Source organism: Pseudomonas sp. GW460-12-10-14-TSB1, from assembly GCF_017349775.1.
Classification (GTDB): domain Bacteria; phylum Pseudomonadota; class Gammaproteobacteria; order Pseudomonadales; family Pseudomonadaceae; genus Aquipseudomonas; species Aquipseudomonas piscium.
Window position 1 is genome coordinate 14,695 of the sequence record NZ_JACNAC010000057.1, and the last position, 21,071, is coordinate 35,765.

Annotated in this window: 17 protein-coding genes; 14 read left to right on the forward strand and 3 right to left on the reverse strand. The window is 66.6% G+C overall.

Annotated features, from left to right (window positions below; genetic code table 11):
- Positions 1 to 65 precede the first annotated feature (65 nt).
- From J4D52_RS25210 to J4D52_RS25245, 8 genes are all read left to right on the forward strand, one after another.
- Positions 66 to 827 (forward strand): GntR family transcriptional regulator, encoded by a 762-nt coding sequence (locus J4D52_RS25210; protein WP_063431887.1) that lies wholly within the window; start codon positions 66 to 68, stop codon positions 825 to 827.
- Complete coding sequence (locus J4D52_RS25215; protein WP_063431886.1) at positions 824 to 2,557, forward strand: fumarate reductase/succinate dehydrogenase flavoprotein subunit; 1,734 nt, start codon at positions 824 to 826, stop codon at positions 2,555 to 2,557. Before J4D52_RS25210 ends, J4D52_RS25215 begins: the two co-directional genes overlap by 4 nt.
- Before the next feature lie 48 nt (positions 2,558 to 2,605).
- The gene (locus tag J4D52_RS25220) at positions 2,606 to 2,851 is read left to right on the forward strand and encodes a ferredoxin family protein (RefSeq protein ID WP_003180418.1); all 246 of its coding nucleotides are present in this window, start codon (positions 2,606 to 2,608) and stop codon (positions 2,849 to 2,851) included.
- Positions 2,852 to 2,973: 122 nt separating this feature from the next.
- The gene (locus tag J4D52_RS25225; RefSeq protein WP_164485780.1) at positions 2,974 to 4,380 is read left to right on the forward strand and encodes an ABC transporter substrate-binding protein; all 1,407 of its coding nucleotides are present in this window, start codon (positions 2,974 to 2,976) and stop codon (positions 4,378 to 4,380) included.
- A gap of 168 nt (positions 4,381 to 4,548) precedes the next feature.
- Positions 4,549 to 5,331 (forward strand): ABC transporter permease, encoded by a 783-nt coding sequence (locus tag J4D52_RS25230; RefSeq protein ID WP_063431885.1) that lies wholly within the window; start codon positions 4,549 to 4,551, stop codon positions 5,329 to 5,331.
- Positions 5,331 to 6,179: an ABC transporter ATP-binding protein gene (locus tag J4D52_RS25235; protein WP_025804529.1), complete on the forward strand. Its 849-nt coding sequence runs from the start codon at positions 5,331 to 5,333 to the stop codon at positions 6,177 to 6,179. Before J4D52_RS25230 ends, J4D52_RS25235 begins: the two co-directional genes overlap by 1 nt.
- Positions 6,176 to 7,138, forward strand: coding sequence for a HEAT repeat domain-containing protein (locus J4D52_RS25240; protein ID WP_063431884.1), 963 nt, complete (start codon positions 6,176 to 6,178; stop codon positions 7,136 to 7,138). The genes J4D52_RS25235 and J4D52_RS25240 overlap by 4 nt, the downstream gene beginning before the upstream one ends.
- Positions 7,135 to 7,416 carry a gamma-butyrobetaine hydroxylase-like domain-containing protein gene (locus tag J4D52_RS25245; RefSeq protein ID WP_025804527.1) on the forward strand — a complete coding sequence of 94 codons (282 nt, stop codon included), beginning with the start codon at positions 7,135 to 7,137 and terminating at the stop codon, positions 7,414 to 7,416. The genes J4D52_RS25240 and J4D52_RS25245 overlap by 4 nt, the downstream gene beginning before the upstream one ends.
- A 53-nt stretch (positions 7,417 to 7,469) precedes the next feature.
- Here the strand turns inward: J4D52_RS25245 and J4D52_RS25250 are convergent, their stop codons facing one another.
- From J4D52_RS25250 to J4D52_RS25260, 3 genes are all read right to left on the reverse strand, one after another.
- Positions 7,470 to 9,128 carry a phosphoethanolamine transferase gene (locus tag J4D52_RS25250; protein WP_063431883.1) on the reverse strand — a complete coding sequence of 553 codons (1,659 nt, stop codon included), beginning with the start codon at positions 9,126 to 9,128 and terminating at the stop codon, positions 7,470 to 7,472.
- A gap of 132 nt (positions 9,129 to 9,260) precedes the next feature.
- The gene (locus J4D52_RS25255; protein ID WP_063431882.1) at positions 9,261 to 9,998 is read right to left on the reverse strand and encodes a TorF family putative porin; all 738 of its coding nucleotides are present in this window, start codon (positions 9,996 to 9,998) and stop codon (positions 9,261 to 9,263) included.
- 147 nt (positions 9,999 to 10,145) lie between these two features.
- Positions 10,146 to 11,888: an amidohydrolase gene (locus J4D52_RS25260; protein WP_102677862.1), complete on the reverse strand. Its 1,743-nt coding sequence runs from the start codon at positions 11,886 to 11,888 to the stop codon at positions 10,146 to 10,148.
- A 103-nt stretch (positions 11,889 to 11,991) separates the two neighbouring features.
- Here J4D52_RS25260 and J4D52_RS25265 point away from each other — a divergent pair, with 103 nt between their 5' ends.
- The 6 genes from J4D52_RS25265 to J4D52_RS25290 all read left to right on the forward strand — a co-directional run bounded on the left by J4D52_RS25265 (position 11,992) and on the right by J4D52_RS25290 (position 21,059).
- The gene (locus J4D52_RS25265) at positions 11,992 to 12,909 is read left to right on the forward strand and encodes a LysR family transcriptional regulator (RefSeq protein WP_102677863.1); all 918 of its coding nucleotides are present in this window, start codon (positions 11,992 to 11,994) and stop codon (positions 12,907 to 12,909) included.
- A 38-nt stretch (positions 12,910 to 12,947) separates the two neighbouring features.
- Positions 12,948 to 13,565, forward strand: coding sequence for a transcriptional repressor LexA (gene lexA / locus J4D52_RS25270; RefSeq protein ID WP_102677864.1), 618 nt, complete (start codon positions 12,948 to 12,950; stop codon positions 13,563 to 13,565).
- A complete protein-coding gene (imuA, locus tag J4D52_RS25275) occupies positions 13,565 to 14,182 on the forward strand; it encodes a translesion DNA synthesis-associated protein ImuA (RefSeq protein ID WP_102677865.1) in 618 nt (205 codons plus the stop codon). The genes lexA and imuA overlap by 1 nt, the downstream gene beginning before the upstream one ends.
- A 7-nt stretch (positions 14,183 to 14,189) precedes the next feature.
- Entirely contained in the window at positions 14,190 to 15,605 is a 1,416-nt protein-coding gene (locus J4D52_RS25280) for a DNA polymerase Y family protein (RefSeq protein ID WP_102677866.1), read from the forward strand.
- Positions 15,602 to 18,685 carry an error-prone DNA polymerase gene (locus tag J4D52_RS25285; protein WP_102677867.1) on the forward strand — a complete coding sequence of 1,028 codons (3,084 nt, stop codon included), beginning with the start codon at positions 15,602 to 15,604 and terminating at the stop codon, positions 18,683 to 18,685. The genes J4D52_RS25280 and J4D52_RS25285 overlap by 4 nt, the downstream gene beginning before the upstream one ends.
- A gap of 262 nt (positions 18,686 to 18,947) precedes the next feature.
- Positions 18,948 to 21,059, forward strand: coding sequence for a PAS domain-containing sensor histidine kinase (locus tag J4D52_RS25290; RefSeq protein ID WP_102677868.1), 2,112 nt, complete (start codon positions 18,948 to 18,950; stop codon positions 21,057 to 21,059).
- The last annotated feature ends 12 nt before the right edge of the window (positions 21,060 to 21,071 follow it).

Consider the following 21,071-nt stretch of genomic DNA (forward strand, 5'->3'; position numbering starts at 1 on the left):
GTATTTCTCAAGGCCGCCCAGCGCTCTCTAAGATCACGTCATAACTCGTTATAACAAGTGATCCCATGACCGATACCGCCAAGCCCCTGTTGTCCCTTGCCAGCGTGCCGCTGCACACCCAATTGCGCGATCTGCTGCGCGCGCGGATTCTCGATGGCGAATACCCCCAGGACAGCCAGATGCCCTCGGAAAGCGAGCTGGGCGCGCTGTTCAAGGTCAGCCGCATCACCGTGCGCCAGGCCCTGGGCGACCTGCAGAAGGAAGGGCTGATCTTCAAGATCCACGGCAAGGGCACCTTTGTCGCCAAGCCGAAAACCTTCCAGAACGTCAGCACCCTGCAAGGCCTGGCCGAGTCCATGACCGATCGTGGCTACGAGGTGATCAACCGCCTGCGCAGCTTCAAGTTCATCAAGGCCGACAAGCTGGTGGCCGAGCGGCTCAAGGTCGAGGAGGGCGAGACCGTGGTGCAGATCAAGCGGGTGCGCCTGATCAACCGCGAGCCGATTTCCCTGGAGATCACCTACCTGCCCAAGGCCCTGGGCGAGCGCCTGGAGAAGGCCGACCTGGTGACCCGCGACATCTTCCTGATCCTGGAAAACGACTGCGGCCTGGCGCTCGGTCATGCCGACCTGGCCATCGACGCGGTGCTGGCCGACAGCGACCTGACCCAGGCGCTGAACGTCGAGGCCGGCTCGCCGATCATGCGCATCGAGCGCCTGACCCACACCGCCGACGGCCAGCCGGTGGACTTCGAACACCTCTACTACCGTGGCGATGCCTTCCAGTACCGCCTGCGGATCGACCGGCACAAAGGGGCGCGGGCATGACGAGCAGAAAGACCCTGGAACAGGAATACGACATCGTGGTGATCGGCGGCGGCACCGCCGGCCCCATGGCGGCGATCAAGGCCAAGGAGCGCAACCGCGAGCTGCGGGTGCTGCTGGTGGACAAGGCCAACGTCAAGCGCAGCGGCGCCATCAGCATGGGCATGGATGGCCTGAACAACGCGATCATTCCCGGGCATTCCACCCCCGAGCAGTACACCAAGGAAATCACCATCGCCAACGACGGCATCGTCAACCAGGCGGCGGTGTATGCCTATGCGACTCACAGCTTTGAAACCCTCTCGCAGTTGGATCGCTGGGGGGTGAAGTTCGAGAAGGACGAAACCGGCGACTACGCAGTGAAGAAGGTCCACCACATGGGCGCCTATGTGCTGCCGATGCCGGAAGGGCACGACATCAAGAAAGTCCTCTATCGCCAGCTGAAACGGGCGCGGGTCAGTATCACCAATCGCCTGGTGTGCACCCGCCTGCTGACGGACGCGGAGGGCGCGGTCAACGGTGTGATGGGCTTCGACTGCCGCACGGCCGACTTCCATGTGATCAAGGCCAAGGCGGTGATCCTCGCCTGCGGCGCCGCCGGGCGCCTGGGCCTGCCGGCGTCCGGCTACCTGATGGGCACCTACGAGAACCCGACCAATGCCGGCGACGGTTATTCCATGGCCTATCACGCCGGGGCCGAGCTTTCGAACCTCGAATGCTTCCAGATCAACCCGCTGATCAAGGACTACAACGGCCCGGCCTGCGCCTACGTCACCGGTCCCCTGGGCGGCTACACGGCCAACAACAAGGGTGAGCGCTTCATCGAGTGTGACTACTGGAGCGGGCAGATGATGTGGGAGTTCCATCAGGAACTGGAAAGCGGCAACGGCCCGGTGTTCCTCAAGCTCGATCACCTGGCCGAGGAAACCATCCAGAACATCGAGCAGATCCTGCACAGCAACGAGCGCCCCAGCCGTGGCCAGTTCCACGCCAACCGCGGCACCGACTACCGCAGCCAGATGGTCGAGATGCACATCTCCGAGATCGGTTTCTGCAGCGGCCACTCGGCGTCCGGGGTGTGGGTCAACGAGCGCGCCGAGACCTCGGTCAAGGGCCTGTATTCGGCCGGCGACATGGCCGCGGTGCCGCACAACTACATGCTCGGCGCCTTTACCTACGGCTGGTTCGCCGGCAGCAACGCCGCCGACTTCGTCGCCGGGCGCGAGTTTTCCGCGCTGGACGCCGGGCAGGTCGGGCGTGAGCAGGCCCGGGTCTATGCGCCGCTGGAGCGCGAGCACGGCCTGCCGCCGGCCCAGGTCGAGTACAAGCTGCGGCGCTTCGTCAACGACTACCTGCAACCGCCGAAGGTGACCAGGAAGATGCAGATCGGCCTGCAACGCTTCGACGATATCCAGCGCGACCTGGACCAGCTCAAGGCGCACAACGCCCATGAGCTGATGCGCGCCATGGAGGTCAGCATGATCCGCGACTGCGCCGAGATGGCCGCCCGCGCCTCGCTGTTCCGCGCCGAAAGCCGTTGGGGCCTTTACCACCATCGGGTCGACCACCCGCAGCGCAACGACCGCGACTGGTTCTGCCACTGCCACCTGAAGAAGGGCGAGGACGGGCGCATGACCAGCTTCAAGAGGCCGGTGGAGCCCTACATCATCCCGTTGGACGCCGAGGAAATGCAGGCCTACGACCGGCTGCGAGTGGGTGCCGACGCCGCCTGAGACACCGTGATCATTTGACAGAGCCCAAGGCTCCAGGGAACCCGTGAAATGGCCTATCAGCCCCAGGAAATCTTCTTCCGCTCCAACGCGCCGGTCACGGTCGACGAGGACAAATGCATCGCCCACAAAGGCTGCACCGTGTGCGTGGATGTCTGCCCCATGGACCTGCTGGCGATCAATCCGGCGACCCAGAAGGCCTACATGGCGTTCGACGAGTGCTGGTACTGCATGCCCTGTGAAAAGGACTGCCCGACCGGCGCGGTGAAAGTCGAGATTCCTTACCTGCTGCGTTGAGCGGCAGCGCAATACAACGCTATCCGGCGACACCGGACGCCTGCTTCGCCTACCCCTCGTTTCCCACCGCGCCCTGATCGCGGCGGAGACGAATACCTATTAACGATTCGAGGGGAAAAACCATGTTGTTGCGTGCAGCCCTGGCCGGTCTGGTACTGGCTTCGTTCACCCTGTCGGCGTCCGCCGAAACCATCCGGGTCGCCATCGGCACCCAGGACACCACCATCAATTGCGCGGCCGGCGGCCTGCTGATCCGCGAGCTGGGATTGCTGGACAAATACCTGCCCCATGACGGCCGCTACAAGGACGCGACCTTTGACGTGCAGTGGAAGAATTTCACCAGCGGCGCACCGCTGACCAACGAGATGGTCGCCGGCAAGCTCGACTTCGGCGCCATGGCCGACTTCCCCGGGGCCTTCAACGGCGTGGCCTTCGAGACTGCCGGCAAGCACAGCCTGTTCATCAGCGTGCTGTCGGGCAGCATCAAGGGCAGCGGCAACGGCATAGTGGTACCGAGCGCCTCCAGCGCGCAGTCGCTGGCCGAGCTCAAGGGCAAGACCATCTCGGTACCGTTCGCCTCCACCGCCCACGGCATGCTGCTGCGCGCGGTGGCGGCCGAGGGCTGGGACCCGCTCAAGGACGTGAACATCATCGCCCAGCCGCCGGAAGTCGCAGGCTCGGCCCTGCAGGCCGGGAAGATCGACGCCCACGCCGACTTCGTGCCGTTCGCCGAGCTGTTCCCCAGCCGTGGTTTCGCCCGCAAGATCTTCGACGGCTCCCAGGCCAGCGCGCCGACTTTCCATGGCGCCCTGGTGGATTCGGACTACGCGAGAAAATACCCGGAAATCGTCGTCGCCTACCTGCGCGCCAGCCTCGAAGCCAACCGGCTGCTGGCCGCCGAGCCGGAGAAATACAGCGAGCTGATCGCCAAGGTCACCGGTGTCGATGCCGAGGTCAATTACCTGTTCCATGGCCCGCTGGGCGTGCAGACCCGCGACCTCAGCTGGAAGCCGGAATACCGCCAGGCAGTGGGCACCGCCATCGATACCCTCAAGCTGCTGAAGAAGGCCGACCGTGGCCTGGACCTCAAGAGCTTTATCGATGACCAGTACATCCGCGCCGCGTTCAAGGCCTCGAACCTGGACTACGAGGCGCAGTTGGCCGACTACGGGCAGACCCCGCTCAAGGTCAAGGACGCGGTCAGCGGCCAGCCGATCAGCGACTTTAGCCATGTGGCGCAGATCTGGGTGCGCGGCGAGCCGACGGTGCGCAGCTATGCCTCGGCCGAAGGCGCCTTCGCCGCGCTGAACAGCCTCAAGCAGGAAGGCAGGAGCATCCGTGCCGTCTACGCCCAGGCCAGCGACAGCGGGATCAAGCTGCTGGCCGACCAGGCTTGGTTCGCCAGCGATGCCAAGGGTCGCCTCAGCGCCTTCCTGCTCAAGGGCCAGGCCCAGCAATACGCCACGGCCCAGGGCGGCAAGGTCTTCGATTTCACCGATGCCACCGCCCAGGCGGTCGCTAGCCGCTGACGCCTCTGGGGGCGTACGCGGTCTGCTTTTTGTAGGCGCGCAGCTTGCTCGCGATGAACGATAACTCGGTGTGCCAGAGATTCGGTGTCGCGGCTATCGCGGGCAAACCTCGCTCCTACCGGATGTGTCGGCGTGGTGTGTGGCAGTGCTATTTGCAGGTAGGAATCTATGTCTGACCCCTTGTTTCGCTGGACGGCGCGTGGCGCCTCCTTGCTGTTCTGCCTGCTGTTCTGGCAACTCGCCGCCAGCCAGCACTGGAACCTTGGCCTGGTGACCTTCGCCAACGTACCGACGCCGCTGTCGGTGCTGGAGGCAGCGCTGGGCCTGGGCGACTCGGGCAAGCTGGCGCGGCACCTTGGCAGCAGCCTCGGCCGGGTGTTCGCCGGCTACCTGGCGGCGGCGCTGGTCGGCGTGGCCCTGGGCATCGCCGTGGGCCGCTCGAAATGGGCCGAGGACCTGTTGCTGCCGCCCCTGGAAGTGCTGCGGCCGATCCCGGCGGTGGCCTGGATTCCCCTGGCGATCCTGATGTTTCCTTCGTCGGAGCTGTCGATGATTTTCATCACCTTCACCGGCGCACTGTTCCCGATCCTGCTCAACACCGTGCATGGCGTCGAAGGCGTCGACCGGCGTCTTCTGGCCTCGGCGAAAAGCCTCGGGGCAGGGCGCCGGGCGGTCCTCCTGGAAGTGATAGTGCCGGGCGCCGCGCCGAGCATCATCACCGGCCTGGCCATCGGCATGGGCACCTCGTGGTTCTGCCTGGTGACCGCGGAAATGATCTCCGGTCAGTACGGCATCGGCTACTACACCTGGGAGTCCTACACCATCCAGAACTACCCGGACATCGTGGTCGGCATGTTGCTGATCGGCTTGCTGGGCATGGGCAGCAGCCTGTTGATCAAACGCCTGGGCGGCGTGCTCACGCCCTGGCACCGACCGCGAGGAAATACCTGATGAGCGCCGTGCTCGCCGCCGCTGGGCGCATCGATATCCAGCAGGTTTCCATCTCCCTGGGCCAGGGCGCCCAGGCCTTCGAAGCCGTGCAGGGCCTGGAATGCCAGATCCAGCCCGGCGAATTCGTGTGCATCCTCGGGCCTTCGGGCTGCGGCAAGTCGACCTTGCTCGGCGCCCTGGCCGGGCACCTGCAACCGCGCAGCGGGCGGCTGCTGGTGGACGGCCAGCCGGTGCGGGGGCCGTCGCCGCAACGGGGCATGGTGTTCCAGCAGCACACGCTGTTTCCCTGGCGCACGGTGCGCGACAACGTCGCGTTCGGCCTGAAAATGCACGGCATGCCCAAGGCCGAGCGCCAGGCCGCGGCCGACGAGATGCTGGCCCTGGTCGGCCTCGAAGGTTTTGCCGAGCGCTGGCCGGACCAGCTGTCCGGCGGCATGCAGCAGCGGGTGGAGATCGCCCGGGTGCTGATCAACCGTCCGCAACTGCTGCTGATGGACGAACCCTTTGGCGCCCTCGACGCCCTGACCCGCTTGAAGATGCAGGAACTGCTGCTGGAGATCTGGACGCGCATCCGCACCACCCTGGTGTTCGTCACCCACGACATCGACGAGGCGCTGTTCCTCGCCGACCGGCTGCTGGTGATGAGCCCGCGTCCCGGGCGGATCATCGAGGACCTGCGCCTGGACTTTGCCCGGCCGCGCACCAGCGAGCTGGTGACCCGTTTCGAGTTCACCCGCCTCAAGCGCCATTGCCTCGAACTGCTGCGGCACGAGGAAGGCCGGCAATTGCCGCGCCTGGACCCCCTCGGGTTGCCCCTTGAACATTCCCGACCGCGATTTGCCATATGACCGACTTTTTCCGTGACAGCGACAACCCCGACATTCTTGTGCTGCAAGCGCGCCTGCTGGATGAAGACCCCGGCGTGCGGCGCATCGCCCTGATCGAACTGGCCGACCTCGAAGAGCCGGAAGGCCTGGTCTGGCTGGTGGAGCGGCTGCGCCAGGACCCGGCTGTGGAGGTGCGTGCCGAAGCCGCGCGCCTGCTCGAAGCCTGGGAGGACGAAGCGGTGGTGATGGCCCTGTGCGAGGCCCTGACCGACCCAGCCGCCAGCGTGCAGGAGGCCGCCGCGCAAAGCCTCAGCCTGCTCAAAAGCAGCGCGGCGGGAAGGCTGATCCTGCCCTGGACCGGGCATGCCGAGGCGCGGGTGCGGGTCGCCGCCTTTCGCGCCTTGCGCGAGCTGCGGCATGCCGAAGCCGCTGGGGCCGCGACCCAGGCCCTGAACGACGAGGACGCCGGCGTGCGCCGCGAAGCGGTGGCGGTGCTCGGCTGGCTCAAGCAGCTGGAGGCCTTGCCGGCCCTGGCGCGCCTGGCCAGCGGCGACCCGGACAGCGAAGTGCGCCGCGCCGCCACCGGCGCCCTCGGCCTGGCCAGCGATGGGCAGGTGTTGCCGGCCTTGAGCCAGGCCTTGCTCGACCCGGCCTGGCAGGTGCGGGAAGAGGCCGCGACCACCCTGGGCAAGGTTGGCCAGCCCGAGGCCGGGCCGGTGCTGATCGCCGCCTTGCAGGACGATTACTGGCAGGTGCGCCTGCGCGCCACCCGCAGCCTCGGGCGTTTGCGTTATGCCCCAGCCTTGGCGGCGCTGATCGAAACCCTCGGCCACCGCATCAGCAACCTGCGCAAGGAGTCCGCCCTGGCCCTTGGCGAACTGGGCGACGCCCAGGCCCGCGACGCCTTGCTGGCCGCCGAACACGACGGTGATCCGGAGGTGCGCAAGGCGGTGCGCATCGCCCTGAGCCAGCTGCCATGAACGGCGTGCCGCAAGGGATCCGCAATTCGACACAGCGCCAGCACTTGCAACTGACCTGGGGCGACGGCCGCGAACAGCGGCTGGAACATGTCGAACTGCGCCGCCAGTGCCCCTGCGCGCAATGCCGGGCATTTCGCTTGCAAGGGCTGACCCCGCAGGTCGCGCCGAATGTGCGGGTGCTGCAACTCAACCCCCAGGGCTACGGCCTGCAACTGGTCTTCAGCGACGGCCACGACCGCGGGATCTATCCCTGGGCTTATCTGGCGCAGATGGCTTGAGCCTGCGCGGGAATGATCTTCTGTAGGAGCGAAGCCAGCTGTATCCGGTGGCGCTAGTGCGCCGCGGTCATGTTCGGCCGGCAGGAATGGAAGATGTCCAGCCGCGGCTGGTACAGGCTGGTCCTGACCTCGAACAGCCCGAGCACCGAGTGGAACAGGTTGTCGTGGCTCAGGTCCGGCTCGCCACTCTTGCCTTGCAGGCAGTCGCGCTGGATGCCCAGGTCGCTCAGGGCCTGCTGGCCGAACCACATCAGCATCGGCACATGGGTCTGCGCCTGCGGCGCCAGGGCGTAGGGCGCGGCGTGCAGGTACAGGCCGTTTTCGCCGAGGGACTCGCCATGGTCGGAGACGTACAGCATCGAGGTGTCGAAGCGTTCCTGGTTGTGCGTGAGCAACTCGATGACCCGGGCCAGGAAGTGGTCGGTGTAGAGGATGGTGTTGTCGTAGACGTTCACCAGTTCCTCGCTGCTGCAACTGCCCAGCTGGTTGGTGTGGCAGATCGGGGTGAAGCGCTCCAGGCTCTTCGGATAGCGGTCGTAGTACTCCGGGCCGTGGCTGCCGTCGGCGTGCAGGACGATGATCGCGTTGTCGCCGAGGCGGTCGATGTACTGCTGCAAGTCCACCAGCAGGGCTTCGTCCAGGCAGTTCCTGCCATCGCAGAAGGGGCTCGGCTGAGTCTTGGGAATGTCGCGGTTCGGCACCCGCAGGCAGGTGCCCTTGCAGTCGCTGTTATTGTCCAGCCACAGCACCTGCACGCCGGCCCGTTGCAGCACATCCAGCAGGCCTTCGTAGGTCTTGCCCTTCTTGTCGCTGTAGTCCTCGCGGGGAAACATCGAGAACATGCACGGCACCGAGACCGCGGTCGAGGTGCCGCAAGAGTGCACCTGGGTGAAATTGAGGATGTCCAGCCTGGCCAGTTCCGGGTTGGTGTCGCGGGCATAGCCGTTGAGGGAGAAGTGGTCGGCGCGGGCGGTCTCGCCGACCACCAGGATCATCAGCGACTTCTTCTCCCGGGCGCTGGCCTGGGCGCTCATCGCCGCGTCCTGGCCGATCGGCTGGATCACCAGGTGCTGCTTGATTCCCAGGCTCTGCTTGGCGTATTTGCCGAGGGCGTAGAGGTAGTTGGTCGGGTTGATGAAGTGGGTCAGCTTGTCTTCTTCGCGAAAGATCGGCGCGTAGGTGGAATAGAAGGCGCCGACCGAGACCGCGATCACCAGCACGCAGGCGGCGATCACCAATAGCTTGTTCAGCAGGCCGCGAAAGAACGGCCGGTAGCGCACCGGGGTGCGCCAGATCAGCACCACCGGCAGCAGGCCCAGCACCAGCAGGTAGCCCAGCAGCTTGAAGTTGAACAGCGAGGCGGCTTCGCCCGGGTTGGTCTCGAACACATTCTGCACCATCACCGTGTCGATGGTGATGCCGTACTGGTTCATGAAATACGCGGCGGCGGCCGAGGTCAGGGCCACCAGGCTCAGCACCGGTTTCAGGGTCCAGCGGAAGGACACCAGGGTCAGCAGCAGGGTGATGGCGGCCCAGAGGAACAGCCCGAAGGAGGCGAAGAACGCCAGCTTGTGCGGGCCTTGCAGGCTGATCAGGTTGCCCAGCGCGCGCCAGGTGGCGAAGTTGTAGAGCAGCACCAGGGCCAGGGAAAACAGCAGCACCAGGCGAGTCGATGTGACTGACGGCAATCGCAGTCCTTTGCCCAAGACCATTTCAGTTCGTTCCTCTACCTGTGATGAAGGCGCCAGCAGTTGCACTGCCGACTATAGATAGGGATTGGTAAAAAAAATGTCGAAAGGGCGAGGGTCTGCATATCGATTCGTGCCGACCGGCGCCCATCGGATTCAGAAGGTTTTCCTGGCACTGGCGACCCAGGTCGCGCCACACAGGTCGCTGAACCCGTAGTTGCTGGTGCACTGGCTTTTCGACAGATCGGTATCGATATAGCTCAGGCCCAGCACCACGCCCGCCACTTCGCGGGTCAATCTGGCCTCCCATTCGTGGTAGGCATCCTCGCCCTGGCCCGAGGCCGGGATCAACCGTGGATCCTTGAAGTCCATCTCGCCGTAACGCAGCTTCAAACCCAGGCCCAGGGGCAGCTCGGTTTCGTAGCCGAGGTAGCGGTACAGGGTGCTTTGCTGGCTGTCGATGCCCGCGGCGTCGCTGGAGTAGTAGGCCGCCAGGCTGAACCCGTAGGCGCTGAAAATTCCGTAGACCTCGCTCTGGTTGAATTGCCCTTCCCTGGGGTAGCTGTACTTGAGGTAGCCCAGGTCGAGGCTGATCGCGTCGCTGGCCTGCCACAGCCAGCCGGCGTAGTAGTCGACTTCCTGGCGGGTCTTCAGGCCGCCGCCGAAATCCACGTTGGAGGTCCACGCACCGAGGTACAGGCCGCTGCTGTGCAGCAGGGTCGCGGCGGCCTGCGCGGCGGGGTCGTTCTGGGTCTGGGAAATGCCGCGGGTGCGGTAGTCGCTGGCCAGGGTCAGTTCCAGCTCCAAGGCAACGTCATCGTTCAAGGGCAGGGCCTGGCTGCCCGGGGGCAACAGGCTCAAGGCAGCGATGGCGAACAGGCTGAGGGTCTTCATGTGGGCGTCCCGTGTTGTTGTGATTGTTAGGGGCGGATTTCAGGCAAGGCTGTGCCGGCCCCACGTGCGCAAGGACGTGGGGGCGGGCAGTGGGGCAGGTGTTTTTTAGATGAACCGGGCTAGATGAATCGGGTTAGATGCATCGGGTTAGAGAGACCGGACGTAGACTTCGCGGCCGGCGAACCAGGTCTGCAGCACCTGGGTTTCATGCAGGGCCTTTTCGTCGACGCGGAACACGTCGCGGTCCAGCACGATGAAGTCGGCCTGTTTGCCGGCGCTCAGCGAGCCGATCTGCTGCTCCAGGCCGATGGCGCGCGCGGCATTGAGGGTGTAGGCGTAGAACATGGTTTCGCGGTCCAGGCGTTCGTCGGCGTTGAGCACCCCCAGCGGCCCCTTGCGGGTGATGGCCTGGGCGATGGCGTTCCACGGGTTGGGCGAGGACACCGGCCAGTCGCTGGCCCCGGCGAGGGTCGCGCCCTGCTTGAGCAGGGAGTGCGCCGGGTACTGGTAACGGAAGGCCAGGGCGCTGACATACGGCTTGATCATGTCCAGGGTGTAGTCGTCGGCCGAGGCCCACAGCAGTTGCATCGAGGCGATGACCCCCAGCGGCTTGAAGCGGGCGAACTCTTTCGGGTTGACCATCTGCAGGTGGGTGATGGAGTGGGCGATGCCGCTCTGGCGGTCCTGGCGCGCCTGGGCGATGCCATTGAGGGATTCGCGCACCGCGCGGTCGCCGATGGCGTGGATGTGCACCCGCCAGCCGCGCTGGTCGATGGCGCTGACCAGTTCGCCGAAATGCTCGGGATCGATCAGCAGTTCGCCCTGTTTGTGCGAGTTGCTGTAGGGATCGATCATCGCCGCGCTCTGGGCCGGGTACTCGATCACCCCGTCGGCGAAAATCTTGACGCCGGGCAGGGTCAGGTTGGGGATGCCCTGGAATTGCTGGCGCACCTGCTCCAGCACGTCGAGGTCGGCAGGGCGGCTTTTCGGGTTGGCCACCAGCAGCGCGGCGACATGGGCGCTCATGCCGCCGCTCTCGGCGAGCGCCTTGTAGGCCGGCAGCACGCCGACGGTCTGGGCGGTGGGCTTGAGGGCGAACACCGCTTCTCCGGGGGCCGCGTTGGCCGCCGGGTCCATCCAGGCGGTGATGCCCAGGCTGTTGTTGTAGCGCACCGCCGATTGCGCCGCGTTGAGCAGGGCGGCGGCGCTGGGCACCGGCATTTTCGCCGCGACCCGGTCCCAGCCGGCGTCCACCAGGAAGCCGTTGGGGCGGCCGTCGGCGAGCTGGCCGATGGTGTCGCGCTCGGCCTGCGGCAGGGTCTTGAGCAGGGCGGCGTCGATGCCGGCACGCTCAAGCATCACCGCGTTGGCCCAGGCGGTATGGTGATCGCTGCCGGTGAACACCACGGGCACCTTGGCCCACTCGCCGGCGTTGAAGCGCTGGCCCAGGGCTTCGGCCTGGGCCCAGTAGGCCGAACTCATGCCGGCGATGCTGAGAACGTCGCCGTGCCTGGCCTTGCCGTCGTCGCGCCAGGCGCGCAGTTTCCGCTCCAGCTCGTCGAGGCTGACCACCTTGTCCTGCATATTGGCCGAGGTCATTTCCAGGCCGCCGAAGATCGCGTGGGAATGGCTGTCGATCAGGCCGGGCATCAGGGTCTTGCCGCCCAGGTCGATGACCCGGGTGCCGGTTTCGATCAGGGCCTTGATCTGCGCGTCGCTGCCCACTTGCAGCACCTTGCCGTCGGCCACCGCCAGGGCCTGGACCTTGGGCTGGGCGCGATCGGCGGTGAACACCTGGCCGTTGAACAGCACCAGGTCGGTGGCGGCCATGGCTTCCATCGAGGCAAAACTTACTGCAATCGTCAGCAGATTCGGGATGAATCTTTTCATTGAGTATTTCCTTGTTATTGCGTCTGATGCCCAGATTAGTGGCTTGCCAGGGCCGACAGAACGCCTCGCTGACGAAAAACGTTTTTGCCTGAATGGAAAAAGCATGGACAAGTTGAGTGCACTGAAAATGTTCGTGGTCACCGCGCAGCTGGGCAGTTTCAGCCGCGCCGCCGAGCAGTTGGGCAAGACCCCCTCGGCCCTGACCAAGGCGGTCAATCACCTGGAAGTCGAGCTGGGCGCGCGCTTGTTCGAGCGCAGCACCCGGCGGATCCTGCTGACGGAAGTGGGGCGGCTCTACCTGGAAACCGCGCGCCAGGTCCTGCAGCGGCTGGAGGAGGCCGGCGAGGAAATCGAGCAGTTGCAGCATGGCCTGCGCGGCAACCTGAAGATCACCGCGCCGCTGGCCTATGGGCAGGCCTTTCTCGACCAGGTGTGTGGCGGTTTCCTCGAGCAGTATCCGCAGATCGACCTGCAGGTGGACCTGTGCGACGAGTTCGTCAACCTGCTGGAAAGCGGCTACGACCTGGCCCTGCGTGAAGGCCATGACGACCTGCCGGGGCTGATCGCCCGGGTGGTTGGCAGCAATTGCCTGGCCTTGTGCGCCAGCCCGGCCTACCTGGCGCGCAAGGGCGTGGCGGTGACGCCGCAGACCCTCGACGAACACGAATGGCTGCTCTATCGCCATCCCTTGCTCAGCCGCGAGTTCTGGTGGGTCGAACGGGACGGGCAGCGCTTGAGCCTGCCGCAACCCCGGGCGCCGCGGCTGCGCAGCGACAATTACGACCTGCTGCTGGCCAATGCCCTGGCCGGGCGCGGGCTGCTGCACACCCCGCTGTGGAGCGCCGCGCCTTACCTGGCCGACGGCCGCCTGGTGCGGGTGATGGCCGACTATGCCATCGACCCGGACTGCTTCGGGCCGCACATCCTCGCGGTCTACCCCAGCCACCGGCGGGCCACGGCCAAGGTGCTGGCGTTCATCGATTACATCGGCGTTTTCCTGGCGAGCCGTGGCCTGGGCTGACTGGCGGTTCTTGTCAGGAAAACCCGAGAGGAGTACAAATGTACTCCATGACCACTTTATCTCCCCGCCGCAGTGCCATCCTGACCTTTATCCGCGAGCGCATCGCCGAACATGGCCAGCCCCCGAGCCTCGCTGAAATCAGCGAGGCTTTCGGCTTCGCCTCGCGCAGCGTGGCGCGCAAGCATGTCATAGCCCTGACCGAGGCCGGCTTCATCGAGGTCAACCCCAACCAGGCCCGGGGCATCCGCCTGCTCAACCAGCCATCGCGCCCCGAGCTGCTGGAGATCCCGGTGCTAGGCCGGGTCGCCGCCGGCCTGCCGATCGGCGCCGATGCCGAGGTGCACAGCCGCTTGCTGCTCGACCCGGCGCTGTTTTCCCGTACCCCCGATTACCTGCTGCGGGTCCAGGGCGACTCGATGATCGAGGACGGCATCCTCGACGGCGACCTGGTGGCGGTGCGCCGCGACAGCGAAGTGCGCAACGGCCAGATCGTGGTGGCACGGCTGGACGGCGAGGTCACCATCAAGCGTTTCGAGCGCCTGGCCGATGGCGTGCGCCTGCTGCCGCGCAACCCGGCCTATGCCCCGATCCTGATCGGCGAAGACCGGGACCTGGCCATCGAAGGGGTGTTCTGTGGCCTGGTGAGGCAAGGCTGATGGGCGCCGTCGTGGCACTGGAGACGCTGTTCAATGCCGGCCGGGTGTGGAAGGGCCGGCCGACGGCGCCCGCCGCCAGCCCGCAACCCACCGGCCACGCCATGCTGGACGCGGCCTTGCCCAGCGGCGGCTGGCCGGAAGCGGCGCTGACGGAAATCCTTATCGCCGCCCAGGGTGTCGGCGAGCTGCAATTGCTGTGGCCGACCCTGGCCCGGCTTTCGGCCGCCGACGAGCGCATCGTGCTGGTGGCGCCGCCCCATGTGCCGTACCCCCAGGCCTGGCAGAGCGCCGGGGTCGACCTGCGCCAGCTGTCGGTGATCCAGGCCGGCGAGCGGGACGCCCTGTGGGCCGCCGAGCAGTGCCTGCGCTCGGGCAGTTGCGGGGCCGTGCTGTGCTGGCCGCAACAGGTCGACGACCGCGCCTTGCGGCGTTTGCAGGTGGCGGCCGAAACCGGCCAGACCCTGGCCTTTGCCTACCGCCCCCTCAAGGAAGCCATCAACCCCTCGCCGGCGGCCCTGCGGATTGCCGTGGAGGCCCGGCCGGCGCAGCTGCGGATACTCAAGTGCCGTGGCGGCCTGGCCCATGCGGCGCCGATCGCCTTCGCCCCGGGACACTGAGGTTGCCATGCGCTGGGTCTGCATTCTGTTCCCGCAATTGGCGCTGGACGCGGCGCTGCGCCAGCGCCCCGAGCCGGACGCCGCGTTGGCGCTGCTCAGCGGGACGCCGCAGCGCCGGGTGATCCAGGCGGTGAATGCCGCGGCCCGCGAACTGGGGTTGCGGCCCGGGCAGTCGTTGACCGCCGCCCAGGCCCTGAGCAAGAACTTCGCCAGCGCCGAATACGACGCCGACGAAATCGCCCATTGGCAGCAGTTTCTCGCGGCCTGGGCCTACCGCTTCAGTTCCCAGGTCAGCCTTCATTACCCACGCACCCTGGTGTTCGAGATCGAGTCGAGCCTGGGCCTGTTCGGCCCCTGGCCACAGCTGGAGGCGCGCCTGCGCCAGGAGCTGAATGAGCTGGGCTTTCGCCACCGCATCGTCAGCGCGCCGAATCCGGCGGCGGCCCGGGTGCTGGCCAATGCCTACAACGGGCTGGCGGTGACCGACCTGGAACAGTTGCGCCAGGCCCTGGGGGGCATGCCCGTGGAGCGTCTCGGCCTGCCGCCCGGCGCGGCCACAGCCCTGTCGCGCATGGGCCTGCGTACTTTCGCCCAAGTGCGCGGGCTGCCCCGGGACACCCTGGCCCGGCGTTTCGACGCGGGCCTGCTCAAGCACCTGGATACTCTGTTGGGCGAACGTTCCCTGGCGCTGGCGTTCTATCAGCCGCCGGACCGTTTCGATCTGCGCATCGAATTGAATTTCGACGTGTTGTCCCATCAGGCCCTGCTGTTTCCCCTGCGCCGCCTGGCCAGCGATCTGGCGGCGTTTCTCTGTGGCCGTGACAGCGGGGTGCAGCGCTTCGACCTGCACCTGGAACATGTCGAGCTGCCCGACACCCTGATCAAGGTCGGCCTGCTCAGCGCCGAACGCGAGCCGGCGATGCTGTTCGAACTGGCGCGCGGGCGCCTGGAGCAGGTCCAGGTACCGGCGCCAGTGCGTGGCGTGCGCCTGGTGGCCGAGGATTTGCCGCGCTTCGTGCCGCAGCACCGCGAGCTGTTCGACGAGCGTGCGCAGCAGTCCTTGCCCTGGGAGCAGTTGCGCGAGCGCCTGCGGGCCCGCCTGGGCGACGAGGCGGTGCATGGTTTGCGTTTCCACTCTGACCACCGTCCCGAATGCAGTTGGCAACCGGTCGGCGACAGCCAGGCCGGCCCGCTGCTGCCCGGGCCCCGGCGCCCGGGCTGGCTGTTGCGCGAGCCGCTGGCGCTGCCGGAGGGGGCGGCGCGGATCCTCATGGGGCCGGAGCGCATCGAGTCCGGCTGGTGGGACGGCGGCGACGTGCGCCGCGACTATTACCTGATCGAAACCCGCGGCGGCCAGCAGGGTTGGGCCTATCGCCCGGTGGGCGAGGCGGGGCCCTTGCTGTTGCAGGGCTGGTTCGCATGAAGGGCTACGCCGAACTGCACTGCCTGTCGAACTTCAGTTTCCAGCGCGGTGCCTCCAGTGCCCGCGAGCTGTTCGAGCGGGCGGCGGGCCAGGGCTACCAGGCCCTGGCGATTACCGACGAGTGCAGCCTGGCCGGTATCGTCCGCGCCTGGCAGGCCTCGAAGGACTGCAACCTGGCGCTGATCGTCGGCAGCGAAATGCGCCTCGACGATGGCCCGAAGCTGGTGCTGCTGGTGGAGAGCCTGGAGGGTTACCAGGGCCTGTGCCGGCTGATCACCCGTGGCCGGCGCCGGGCGCAGAAGGGCCAGTACCAACTGCTGCGGGAAGACTTCGAGCAGCCCTTGCCGGGGCTGCTGGCCCTGTGGCTGGCGGACGGGCAGCCACAGGAGCAACAGCAAGAAGCCGGGCGCTGGTTGCAGCAGGTGTTCGCCGACCGACTGTGGCTGGCCGTGGAGTTGCACTGCGGGCAGGACGATCAGCGGCGCCTGGGCGAGTCGCTGGCGCTGGCCCGGGAACTGGGCATTGCCGCCGTGGCCTGCGGCGATGTGCATATGCATGTGCGTGGGCGCCGGGCCTTGCAGGACACCATGACCGCGATCCGCCATCACGTGCGGGTGGCCGAGGCCGGCCAGCGCCTGCACCCCAATGGCGAGCGGCATTTGCGCAGCCTCGAGGCGTTGCAGGGGCTCTATCCGCCGGCCCTGCTGGACGAATCGCTGAAGATCGCCGAGCGCTGCCATTTCGACCTCGGCCAGTTGCACTACCAATACCCGCGGGAACTGGTGCCCCAAGGCCAGACGCCCACCAGTTGGCTGCGCGAGCTGACCGAGCGCGGCATCGTCAAGCGCTGGCCCGGGGGCGCCAAGCCCAAGGTGCTCAAGCAGATCGACGATGAACTGGCGCTGATCGCCGAGCTGGGTTACGAGAGCTATTTCCTCACGGTGCACGACATCGTCAGTTTTGCCCGCAGCCAGTCGATCCTCTGTCAGGGCCGGGGCTCGGCGGCCAACTCGGTGGTGTGTTTCGCCCTGGGCATCACCGAGATCGACCCGGACCGTTCGACCCTGCTGTTCGAGCGTTTTCTCTCCCGCGAGCGCAACGAGCCGCCGGATATCGACGTGGACTTCGAGCACGAACGCCGCGAGGAAGTCCTGCAGTACGTGTTCCAGCGTTATGGCCGCCACCGCGCCGCGCTGACCGCGGTGGTCAGCACCTACCACGGCGCCGGCGCGGTGCGCGATGTGGCCAAGGCCCTGGGCCTGCCGCCGGACCAGGTCAATGCCCTGGCCGATTGCTGCGGCCATTGGAGCGATACGCCGCCGGCCGTCGAGCGCCTGCTGGAGGCCGGTTTCGACCCGGACAGCCCGGTGCTGCGCCGGGTCCTGAGCCTGACCGGGCAACTGATCGGCTTTCCCCGGCACCTGTCCCAGCACCCCGGCGGCTTCGTGATTTCCGAGCAGCCGCTGGACACCCTGGTGCCGGTGGAAAACGCGGCCATGGCCGAGCGCACCATCATCCAGTGGGACAAGGACGACCTGGACGCGGTCGGGCTGCTCAAGGTGGACGTGCTGGCGCTGGGCATGCTCAGCGCGATTCGCCGCTGTTTCGACCTGATCCATGGCTATCGGGACCAGCGGCTAAGCCTGGCCAGCATCCCCGCCGAGGACCCGGCCACCTACGAGATGATCGGTCGCGCCGACACCATCGGCGTGTTCCAGATCGAATCGCGGGCGCAGATGTCGATGCTGCCCCGGCTCAAGCCAAGGAATTTCTACGACCTGGTGATCGAGGTGGCCATTGTCCGGCCGGGACCGATCCAGGGCGGCATGGTCCATCCGTACCTGCGTCGGCGTGACAAAAAGGAGAAGGTGACCTATCCCTCCAGGGCGCTGGAGGTGGTACTGGAGCGGACCCTGGGCGTGCCGCTGTTCCAGGAGCAGGTGATGCAGATCGCCATTGTCGCCGCCAACTACACCCCCGGCGAGGCCGACCAGTTGCGTCGCTCCATGGCCGCCTGGAAACGCCACGGCGGCCTGGAGCCCCATCGCCTGCGCCTGCGCGACGGCATGCGCGCCAATGGCTACAGCGACGAATTCGCCGCGCAGATTTTCGAGCAGATCAAGGGCTTCGGCAGCTATGGTTTCCCCGAATCCCACGCCGCCAGTTTCGCCTTGCTGACCTATGCCAGCTGCTGGCTCAAATGCCACGAGCCGGCGGCCTTCGCCTGCGCCCTGATCAACAGCTGGCCCATGGGCTTCTACAGCCCCGACCAGATCCTCCAGGACGCGCGCCGGCACCATCTGGCGATTCGTCCGGTGGACGTGCGCGCCAGCACCTGGGATTGCAGCCTGGAACCGCTGGCCGGCGCGCAACCGGCGTTGCGCCTGGGGCTGCGGATGATCAAGGGCTTTCGCGAAGACGACGCGCGGCGGATCGAGGCGGCGCGCCAGGGCGGCCCGTTCGTCGACATCGCCGACCTCGGGCAACGGGCGTGCCTCGACAGCCGAGCCCAGGAACTGCTGGCCGATGCCGGCGCCCTGCGCGGGTTGGCCGGGCATCGGCATCGGGCGCGCTGGGAAGTGGCGGGGGGGCAGCAACAGCTCGGCCTGTTCGCCGGCCTGCCGCGCCAGGAGGAAGCGCCAGTGGCCTTGCCGCGGCCGACGGTCGGCGAAGACCTGCAGGCCGATTACCTGAGTGTCGGCACCACCCTCGGGCCCCATCCGCTGGCCTTGCTGCGGGACGAACTCAAGGCCCGGCGCTGTCGCAGTTCCCGCGAGCTGCTGGAGGTCGAGCACGGGCGCCCGGTGAGCATCGCCGGGCTGGTCACCGGACGCCAACGGCCGGGCACCGCCAGCGGCGTGACCTTCGTCACCCTGGAAGACGAGTTCGGCAACGTCAACGTGGTGGTCTGGCGCGACCTGGCCGAGCGCCAGCGCAAGGTCCTGGTCGGCGCGCAGTTGCTCAAGGTCGACGGCACCCTGGAAACCGAAGGCGAGGTCCGCCACCTGATCGCCGGCCGCCTGAGCGACCTCAGCGAGTTGCTCAGCGGTATCACCATCCGCAGCCGGGATTTCCACTGATGTAGCCGCTGCCGCGGGCCGCGTACGGAGAGCGGCCGTAAAGGCCTCAAGATCGCTGAAGGCCTTCGGCCTTATCGCAGCCTGCGGCAGCGGCTACAGATCCAGGCGGGCTGCCCGGCATGATGGGGATTTGTCCTACAATCGTGAAAATGCGGTGAAACCATCCGTGTGGCCTGTGCTCCAAACCTTGAGTACCTGTCCGTGGCGTTCGGGTCGCGGGCCGAGAGTGTCGTCATTCAATCCATGTTCACTGGGTCAAGCGATGCCGTTCTTATCCGATCCTCATGGTTGCCAGGGCTGGAAAGGCGAGATGGCCGGACGCATCCAGGCGTTCGACTGGTCCGTCACCGAGCTGGGGGCGCTGGAGCACTGGTCGTCGAGCCTGTGCAGCGCGGTGCAACTGCTGCTGGCTTCGCCGGTACCCCTGGTCCTGCTCTGGGGCCGCTCGGGCTACATGATCTACAACGATGCCTACGCCGAATTCGCCGGCGGCCGCCATCCGTACCTGCTTGGCCGCCAGGTGGAGCAGGGCTGGCCGGAGGTGGCGGATTTCAACCGCCATGTGCTGGACACCTGCCTGGCGGGCGGGACCCTGTCGTACCGCAACAAGGAGCTGGTGCTGCTGCGCAACGGCCAGCCGGAACCTGTCTGGATGGACCTCTACTACAGTCCGGTGGCCGGCGACGACCAGGCGCCGGCCGGGGTCATGGCGATCGTGGTCGAGACCACCGCCCACGTGCTGTCCGAGCAACGCCGCCAGGAAGTCGAGAACGCCTACCGCGTGGAAAACGAACGGGTGCAGCTGGCGCTCAATGCCGGGGCGTTGCTGGGCTCCTTTGTCTGGGACATCAAGGCCGATCGGCTGTCGGGCGACGAGCGTTTTGCCCGGACCTTTTCCTATCCGCTGGAGCAGCCGCTGGACGACCTGTCGATGGAAGTCGCCGACAGCCGGGTACACCCCGAGGACCTGCCGCGAATCAAGGAGCAGCTGGCCTACAGCCTGCAAAAGGGCGTGCCCTACAACAGCGAATACCGCATCCGCCGGGCAGACGGCAGCTACCTATGGGTCATGGGCTGTGGCCGTTGCGAGTTCGACGAGGCGGGACAGGCCTTGCGTTTTCCCGGCGTGCTGATCGATATCCACGAACGCAAGATGGCCGAAGAGTCGCTGCTGCAACTGACGCGCAACCTCGAGCAGCGGGTGGCCGAGGAGGTCAACGCGCGGGTCTCGGCCGAGGAGCAGTTGCGCCAGTCGCAGAAGCTCGAGGCCATTGGCGGCATGACCGGTGGAGTGGCCCACGACTTCAACAATCTGCTGCAAGTGATCGCTGGCAACCTGCACCTGCTGGCGCGCCATGAGCCGGACAATGCCAATGTGCAGCGCCGGGTCGGCGCGGCCATTACCGCGGTCGAGCGCGGCGCCAAGCTGTCCGCGCAACTGCTCGCGTTCGCCCGGCGCCAGCCGCTGTCGCCCGAGGTCTACAACCCTTGCCGGATCCCCGACAGCCTGGGTGAGCTGCTGCAACGGGCCCTCGGTGAGACCATCGATATCGACGTGCAACTGCCCGCGCAGCCCTGGTGCATCAAGGTCGACCGCGGCCAGCTGGAGAACGCCTTGCTCAACCTGGCGATCAACGCCCGCGATGCGATGAAGGGTGAGGGCACCATCGGCATCCGCGGTGAAAATGTGGTGCTCGACCGCAGTTTCTGTGCCGGCAAGGGCATCACCGCCGGCGACTACCTGTGCCTGTCGGTGGCCGATACCGGCGATGGCATGCCCCCCGAGGTGCTCAAGCAGGCGTTCGAGCCGTTCTTCACCACCAAGCGCGATGGCCTGGGCACCGGTCTGGGGCTGAGCATGGTGTTCGGTTTCGTCAAGCAGAGCGGCGGCCATATCGAGATGCTCAGCACGCCGGGGCAGGGCACCACGGTGCGCATGTATTTTGTCCGCAGCACCGAACCGGAGCCGGGAGAGGCGCCCCGGCGTGGACAGCGGCCTGGCCATGGCCAGGAAACCATCCTGGTGGTGGAGGACAACGAGGACGTCCGCGCGGCCGCGGTCGAGCTGCTGGAGCACGCCGGCTACAAGGTGCTGGTGGCGGCCAATGGCGATGCGGCCATGCAACTGCTGCTGAACGGCGCCCGGGTCGAGCTGATCTTCACCGATGTGGTGATGCCCGGCCTGATCAAAAGCACCGACCTGGCGCTCTGGGCCAAGACCCAGTCGCCGGCCGTGGCGGTGCTGTTCACCTCGGGGCATACCCGCGACATCATTTCCTGCAATCACCAGCTCAGCCCGGACACCCACCTGCTGAGCAAGCCCTACAGCCCGGACGCCCTGACCGCCATGGTCAGGTCTGTGTTGGAGGCGTGAGGTCGTAAACAC